The organism is Pseudofrankia asymbiotica, from assembly GCF_001983105.1.
GTDB lineage: Bacteria > Actinomycetota > Actinomycetes > Frankiales > Frankiaceae > Pseudofrankia > Pseudofrankia asymbiotica.
Genome location: NZ_MOMC01000050.1, coordinates 99548 through 106546, shown reverse-complemented (window position 1 = coordinate 106546; position 6999 = coordinate 99548). Strand labels below are relative to the sequence as shown.

Below are 6999 nucleotides of genomic sequence, written 5' to 3'. Positions count from 1 at the left end.
GAGGTATCGGCGTAGGTGCCCTCGGAGGGAACGGGGGCGGTGGGGGAGGCCGAGGTAGCCGGCCTTTCGGTGCCAGAACCTTCGGAGCCAGAAGAGGTATCGGCGTAGGTGCGCCCGGACGGAGCGGAGGTGGTGGGGGAGGCCGAGGCGGCGGGCGACGACGACCGGGCCGAGAAATGGGCTGCCTCGCGCGACGGTGGACGTCGCGAGACTGTACGCGCGCCCGACCGGCCGCATCCGGGACCCGTCGGCCGCGAGACCCGGTCCGGGCGTGCCGCGATGGTCGCCACAGCCGCGTCGGTGTCCGCGGTGGAGGRGTTCTGGGACAGCGGCGCAGCGCCATTGCCCGGACCGTCGCCACCCGTTTCGAACATGCGTTCATGTTAGCCCGAAATGCGGAATCACACAAACCGACAGGCAGATAGTTGAGCCTAGATGTGTGGCCTTATAAATCAGCCCGTCGCTATCTAAAAGATAAACACCAAGAGGCTTGATGGGAAGGCTTACCAAGAAGCCGGCATCGGTATTTCTCTACGCACGTGAAACCGGTCGGCATGGCACCGGCGGCACGATGAGGACGGCTACCTCCCACACACGGCCACGACCTCGCACAGCACAGCACCACCGCACCGACTCGAACCGGCAGCTATGGAGTCAGCAACCGACATCCTGACCGCACCCGCCGACGATGGCTGCCTGGTCGGCGTCGCGTCGGCGCTGGCGCTGGCGCTGGGGCCGGGGCAGGGGCGGGGCGAACGGCACCCATGAGGTTCTGGCCTGGCTCGGCGTGCGAGTCGGCCACCGCGCCGGTGGCGGACACGCGCGGCTGGGGGTGGTCAAGGCTACATTTGTTGCCTCGTGCTGAGGACCGTGACCTGGGAGTTCGCCGGTCTCGAGCCCCGCGAGCCCGAGAACGGGCGTCGTGCGCCACGATGATCCAGTGGCGCACGAACCGTGCCCAGTCGACGGTGGCCATCAACCAGTAACGTTGATCAACGCGCAGGGGCTGACGCTCGGGCTCGACCATACAGGCGGGTGGATCACCTGGGGCCCTAACAATCCCGTCCGACCGGCGCAAGAACGCATCCTCTGGTTGCTACCGCTATTGGAAAGATCCCCGGACGAGGTGGCGGTATCCGTCATCACCGCAGAGGCGGGCGCGTCGCTCATCCCAGCATTGCTGCGGTTCGTGCTCGAATCATGGAGCGGCTACTGGGCCGGCATGGCCCTCGGGTGGTTCGAGGCCGGCATTCCCGGGACCGATCTGATCAATACCCTCGCGGGCCTGGAGGATTCTCCGACCAGCCGCGACTCATCCGACATCGAGCGTTGCGGCTGTGGAACAAGGCAATGATCGGATAAGGCCCCAGGCGCTAAGATCGTCTGGCGGGATGTGCCTCCCACAGCTGAATGCTGGTCCCAGGGCATGCGTGACGGTCAGGTCCCACCGCGTGCTTGACCAGTGATGATCTCCGGACCGGCGGTCCGCTTCGGTGCTACGGTGTGGACCGGCGGTCCGCTTGGCGCGGGGGCCCGAGGTGGGTGGGAGGCGCAGGCTGGTGAGGGTCGTACCGGAGCGAGCGGATGCCGCCCGCAACCGCGAGGCCATCCTGACCGCGGCGGCTGACCTGTTCGACCGGGCCGGCGTCGAGACGGTGTCGATGAACGAGATCGCCGAGGCCGCGGGGGTCGGGAAAGGCACCCTCTTCCGCCGGTTCAGCGACCGGGGCTCGCTGATCGAGGCCGTCCTGGCCCGCCGCGCCGCCGCGTTGCTGCGGCAGGAGCAGGGGCCCCCGCCGCTCGGGCCCGGTGGCGAGCCGGCCGAGGCACTGCGCGCCTACCTGGACGGGCTGCTCGACCTCGTCTGGGCCAACCGGTCCCTCATCCGGGCGCTGGAACACAGCGGGCCGAACGTGTTCTACGCGAACCCCGCCAGCCGGCACTGGATCGCCGAGCTCACCCGGCGGATCGCCGCCGCGCGCCCCGGCGAGGACGCCGACTACCTCGCCCACATCCTGTACACCGCGCTGCGCGCCGACGCCGTCGACTACCTGCACACCGCCCGCGGCATGTCGCTCGACCGGATCCGCGCCGGACTGCACGCCCTCGCGACCCCCACCGCCCCTGCCGACACCGGCCCACCCGCCTCTGCCGACACCGTCCCACCCACCGCGGTCGCCGGCCCGCCCGCCGGCGCCGTCCCACTCGGGGCGGCGACCGTTCCAACGGCCGCCAGCACCGATTCGAGTGGCGGTTGACGGCCGCGCCATGGGGTCGCCGACCGACGGACCAACCCAGCTGAAGAGAGGAGCTCCATGCTGAAGGTGATCATGCTGTTGAAGCGGAAGCCGGGGCTTTCCCTGGCCGAGTTCATCGAGCACTACGAGAGCGTCCACGTCCCGCTCGTCGAGAAACTCGCCACGCGTGCCAGACGCTACGAGCGGCACTTCCTCCACCCCGCCGGGAACGTCGTCCTTGGCGGGGAGCCCGTGGAACCGGAATACGACGTCATCACGGAGATCTGGTACGACGACATGGCCGCGTTCACCGACGAACAGCGGGACGCGCGGCAGCACGCCGACCTCGTCGGCGCCGTCATCGCCGACGAGAAGGTCCTGTTCGACCGCGCCAAGACCCGCGTCGCGTTCGCCGAGGACCGGGTCTCGGACCTCACCGCCGGATCCGTCGAAGATGGGCGATCCGCTGGAGACGAGCGTCGACGTGGTTGATCCAGAGGTGTCCCTGGAAGTCTCCTGCGGGCTGCCACCGGGGCCGGACTTCGCCGACCTGGCGGTGCTGGCCGAACGGCTCGGCTACCGCAGGGTGTGGATCTACGACTCCGCGCCACTGTGGGAGGACCCGTTCGTCCATCTCGCGCTCGCCGCGGAGCGGACCACCCGCATCGGCCTGGGCACCGCGGTCCTGGTCCCCGCGGAGCGGTCGGTGATGGCGATGGCCGCCGCCGTCGCCGCGATCGCCCGGATCTCCGACGGGCGGTTCCGCGCCTGCTTCGGCACCGGCTTCACCTCCCGGATCGCCGCCGGCCAGCGCCCCATGAAGCTCGCCGCCCTCGCCGACTACGTGACGGCCCTGCGCCAGCTCCTGGCCGGCAGGACCGCGGTCGCGGACGGCCAGCCGGTCCGCATGCTGCACGGGCCGGGCCTCGCCGGCCCCCGCCCGCTCGACGTGCCGATCTGGCTCAGCGTCTTCGGCCCGAAGGGCGCCGGGCTCGCGACCGAGATCGCCGACGGCGTCGTCGGCGCGCCGCACCCCACCCTCCCCACCGCGACGATCATGTCCGGCACGGTGCTCGACCCAGGCGAGGACCCCCGCTCCGACCGGGTCCTGGAGGCGGTGGGACCGTGGCGCGTCGTCGACTGGCACAACGCCTACGCCCAGGGCGGCGCCGCGGCCGTCGACGCGCTACCCGGCGGCTCGGCCTGGCGGGACGCCCTCGAGGCGCTGGCCCCCGACGGCGAACGCCATCTGCTGACCTTCGAAGGGCACGTCACCCACCTGCCCGACCGCGACCGCGCGTTGCTCGAACACATCGACACCCGCACCTTCGTCGGCGACCCCGAGCGCATCCGACGCGGGCTCGCGCGCCTCGCCGGCTTCGGCTTCCGCGAAGTCGTCTACACCCCGGCCGGCCCCGACATACCGCGTGAACTGACCGCTTTCGCAGGCGCCGCCCACAACTCCTAGCGCCGCCCGCCCGCGCCGAGGGGTCAGCGGGTCGCGAGGGCGAGGAGGCACAGGTCGTCCTCGCGGTCGGTCATGCCGACGACGTCGGCGAGGATGCGGTCACAGATGCCGGCCAGACCGTCCGGCCCGCTCCATGGGCCGCCGCTGATGGTGGCCGCCGGCTCGTTCGTGACCGCCGGCTCGTTCGTGACCGCCGGCTCGCTCGTGGTCGCCGGTCTGCCCGTGGCCCCGGATCTGTCACAGGCGTCGGCGCAGGCCGCGGCGGCGGTCGTGGCGAGGGTGTCCAGCCGGTCGGTGATCGAGATGTCCCGTCGCTCCACCAGGCCGTCGGTGTAGAAGAGGAGCCGGGCGCTGGGCGGCAGGCTCAGGTCGCTCTCGCCATAGTCGATCGTGGGGCCGGCGCCGAGCGTCGGTCCGTGCACGTCGTCGAGGTACTCGGCGCCGCCGTCGTCAAGCAGCGGCGGTGGCGGGTGCCCGGCGCATGACCAGGTGAGCCGGTCGAGGTCCGGCGTGAGCCGCGCGATCACCGCCGTGGCGAGCGTCCCGTCCGGGTCGGGAGCGAGGTTCGCGCCGAGCTGCCTGTTGATCTCGGCCGGGGTGTGGCCCTCGAACGCGTAGGCGCGGGCGGAGTGGCGCAGCTGCGCCATCGTGGCGACGGCGGGCAGGCCGTGACCGCCGACGTCGCCGATCGTCACGAAGACCGCGCCGTCGGGAAGAACCACGGCGTCGTACCAGTCGCCGCCGATGCCGGTGTCTCGGCCGGCCGAGCGGTAGCGCGCCACCAGGTCCATGCCGGGCAGGTCGGGCAGCGTCCTCGGCAGGACCGCGCGTTGCAGCAGATCGACCATCGACCGGCGCCAGGTCACGTCGACGAAGACGCCGATCGTGCGGGTGGCCCGCCCGTCACGGCCGGACACCGCCCGGCCCAGGCCCTGGATCCACGCCAGCGACCCGTCCGGCCGCGGCACCCGGTACTCGGCCACGAACGTGTCGCGCCCCTCGTGCGCCGCGTCCACCGCCTCCCGGACCATCGGCCGGTCGGCGGGATAGATGGCGTCGTAGAACTCCTCGATCGTCGCGCCGAAATGATCCGGGTCGATACCGTGCAGCTCGAGGGCACGCCGGTCCCAGACCAGCCGGCCACCGGTGATGTCGTGGTCCCACAGACCGACGGCGTGCGGCATGCCATCGTCGGAGTCCGCCAGCGACCAGGGATCCGCAGGCACCGCCGACTCGAACCGGTCGTCCATCCCACCCGCCTTCACCGGCGACATCCGAGAGCTTCCGGCTGGCTGCCGCGGCCGGACCGCCGCGCGTGACAGCCGTCCGGTAATCCCTCGTACCGCCGCGCAACGGGCAAAGCTGGGTACAAACGCCGACGTATCGGCCGTATCGGGCGCCGTGGCCCGTGTGACATCCGCCAGGCGCCCCGGACCGTGGTCGGCGAGGGTCAAGCTGGCGGCGGTGCCGGCCGTGTCGGCGTGGCGGCGGGCGGCCGCGAGCCTGATGCGCAGCGTGGCGCCGTCGATCGGCTCGCCCGCGTCGCCGCCGCGCCCAACCACCCGCCCGCGCCGCGGCATTCCCGGTCTGGGCGTGGGCCGACGACCAGCCGTGGCGAGCTCCGTGCCAGGCGGCGACAAAGGCCGCGTTGTCCACGGTCCAGAAGGGCTGATGGCCTCGCGGTCAACGATCGCGGTCGACGCGGGTGGCCCAGCAGCCACGGCTCGCGTTGTGCACGTGGACGTGGTCGCACGCGTCGACGTCGAAGAAGCGGTCGAGCGTCCCGGCGAGGTCGGTGCCGGCGACCACAGCAGCGTCGATCATCATCGCGTCCGCGTCGAAGGCGCGGGCGGACAGTTCCCGGCCGACGAGCTGCACCGGAAGGGTCCGGAGGTCCGGCGGCGGCTCGCAGGGGGCGCGGTGCAGGAAGATCGGGCTCGCCGAGCGGTACGGGCTGTCGGCCGTGAACGGATCGTGTGACACGAGGATCACCTCCTCGCCGACGTCCGCGTCCCGCAGGCACTGCCGGCATGGGTAACCCGGATGGGCGTCGACGGCGTACACCGGCGCGTTCGGGTTACCGGCGCGCAGCCGGTCGGCGTCGCGAGGATCGATCGGCCGGAGGCGGTAGGCGGTGGCGGCCTTGGCGGTGGCGGCCTCGGTGGTGGTCATGCGCCCATCATTCGATCGGCGGCCCGGCTCGTCTGGCGGATTTTCGCCATCGCGTCTGGGCACGGCTCGGGATCCTCGGGGTGGTCGGCTAGATCTCGGCGATGATCTGGTCGCGCTTGGTCCCGTACTCGACGTCGGTGACGGCGCCCGCGGCGCGCAGCGCGTCGAGCTCGTCCATCCGCTCGACGGCGGATCGTCGTGGCCTGGTCAGCGGCGTCGACGCGGCCTCGGGCTCCCCGGCCGAGGCCGGGACCGGGACCGGAGCCGGGACCGCCGTGTGGCTCGCCGCGTCCTGGGGCGCGGTGGCGTGGGCCGCGGTGGACCGCGTGGCGGTGGCCTGCTGGACGACGGCGCGTAGCTGGTCGCGCAGGGCYGGGTTCGAGCGGGCGTCGACCAGCTGGTCGAACGGGACGCCATGGGCCTTGAGGATCCGCAGGATCTCCAGCAGGGGGCCGGCCTGCCCGGTCAGGTCATAGGTGGTGTCGTCCTCGGCGAAGGTGAAGCGCGCGGCCACCTCGCCGTTGACGAGCGCGCTGCGGTCCCAGTCGATGGCGAGGGCGTGGGTGGCGGGGTCGACGAGGACGACGACCTTGCGGGCGTTGAGGGTCGCCAGCCGGGTCACCATGGCGATCACCTGCTCCTGGGCGTCGAACGCGAAGCCCGGCCCCTCGACTCGCAGGCGGATCCCAACCGTCGGATGATCGTTGATGCTGATGCCAGTCTCGGTCATGCCGGTGATCCGGGCGAGCGCCAGCACACCGTCACGCTCGAGGGCGACGGTCGGTGCGAGGCCTCCGATGCTCACCRCCACGCCGCCGCCGGCACCCATCCCGGCCAGCCGCATGGCGKCCTGCATGCCGCCGCCGGCGCGGGTGATGAACGCGGCGATCACCAGGTCGAGCACGCTGATCGCCAGGCCGATGACGAGCATCCACGTGAGCAGCGAACGAGTCTCGGCGTCGTTCAGGTAGTACACGAGCAGGAAGACCGGCCCGACCAGGCCGCCCGACATCAGGACGATCAGCAGTGCCTTGGTGTAGCGCCAGAGCATCGGACTGCCCCTGTMCCGAAAGTCAATCGAAGATGGCGCCGCGGCCGGTCACCGCGACCTCCGAACCGTCG

General features: G+C 71.7%; 6 protein-coding genes and 1 pseudogene. 4 read left to right on the top strand and 3 right to left on the bottom strand.

All coding sequences use genetic code 11. From position 1 onward, the window contains the following. Positions 1–988 precede the first annotated feature (988 nt). The 4 genes and pseudogenes from BL253_RS41855 to BL253_RS24825 all read left to right on the top strand — a co-directional run bounded on the left by BL253_RS41855 (position 989) and on the right by BL253_RS24825 (position 3705). A complete protein-coding gene (locus tag BL253_RS41855) occupies positions 989–1354 on the top strand; it encodes a hypothetical protein (RefSeq protein ID WP_131831560.1) in 366 nt (121 codons plus the stop codon). Positions 1355–1559: 205 nt separating this feature from the next. Continuing rightward, positions 1560–2111, top strand: a pseudogene (locus tag BL253_RS24835) (TetR/AcrR family transcriptional regulator); the annotation flags it as partial. A 204-nt stretch (positions 2112–2315) separates the two neighbouring features. Continuing rightward, positions 2316–2729: an EthD domain-containing protein gene (locus BL253_RS24830; RefSeq protein WP_076819564.1), complete on the top strand. Its 414-nt coding sequence runs from the start codon at positions 2316–2318 to the stop codon at positions 2727–2729. After that, complete coding sequence (locus tag BL253_RS24825) at positions 2722–3705, top strand: LLM class flavin-dependent oxidoreductase (protein WP_241835090.1); 984 nt, start codon at positions 2722–2724, stop codon at positions 3703–3705. Before BL253_RS24830 ends, BL253_RS24825 begins: the two co-directional genes overlap by 8 nt. Positions 3706–3728: 23 nt before the next feature. Here BL253_RS24825 and BL253_RS24820 read toward each other — a convergent pair whose 3' ends face one another. The 3 genes from BL253_RS24820 to BL253_RS24810 all read right to left on the bottom strand — a co-directional run bounded on the left by BL253_RS24820 (position 3729) and on the right by BL253_RS24810 (position 6928). After that, positions 3729–4955 carry a PP2C family protein-serine/threonine phosphatase gene (locus BL253_RS24820; RefSeq protein ID WP_158230413.1) on the bottom strand — a complete coding sequence of 409 codons (1227 nt, stop codon included), beginning with the start codon at positions 4953–4955 and terminating at the stop codon, positions 3729–3731. A gap of 433 nt (positions 4956–5388) precedes the next feature. Further along, positions 5389–5877, bottom strand: a complete 489-nt coding sequence (locus BL253_RS24815; protein WP_076819559.1) for a DUF1203 domain-containing protein — start codon at positions 5875–5877, stop codon at positions 5389–5391. A gap of 88 nt (positions 5878–5965) precedes the next feature. Further along, positions 5966–6928, bottom strand: a complete 963-nt coding sequence (locus BL253_RS24810; RefSeq protein ID WP_076819557.1) for a hypothetical protein — start codon at positions 6926–6928, stop codon at positions 5966–5968. Positions 6929–6999 lie beyond the last annotated feature (71 nt).

Coding starts and splice junctions, on each gene's coding strand:
- BL253_RS24815 (WP_076819559.1), bottom strand. CDS start 5,877: ATGACCACCACCGAGGCCGCCACCGCCAAGGCCGCCACCGCCTACCGC.
- BL253_RS24830 (WP_076819564.1), top strand. CDS start 2,316: ATGCTGAAGGTGATCATGCTGTTGAAGCGGAAGCCGGGGCTTTCCCTG.
- BL253_RS24820 (WP_158230413.1), bottom strand. CDS start 4,955: ATGGACGACCGGTTCGAGTCGGCGGTGCCTGCGGATCCCTGGTCGCTG.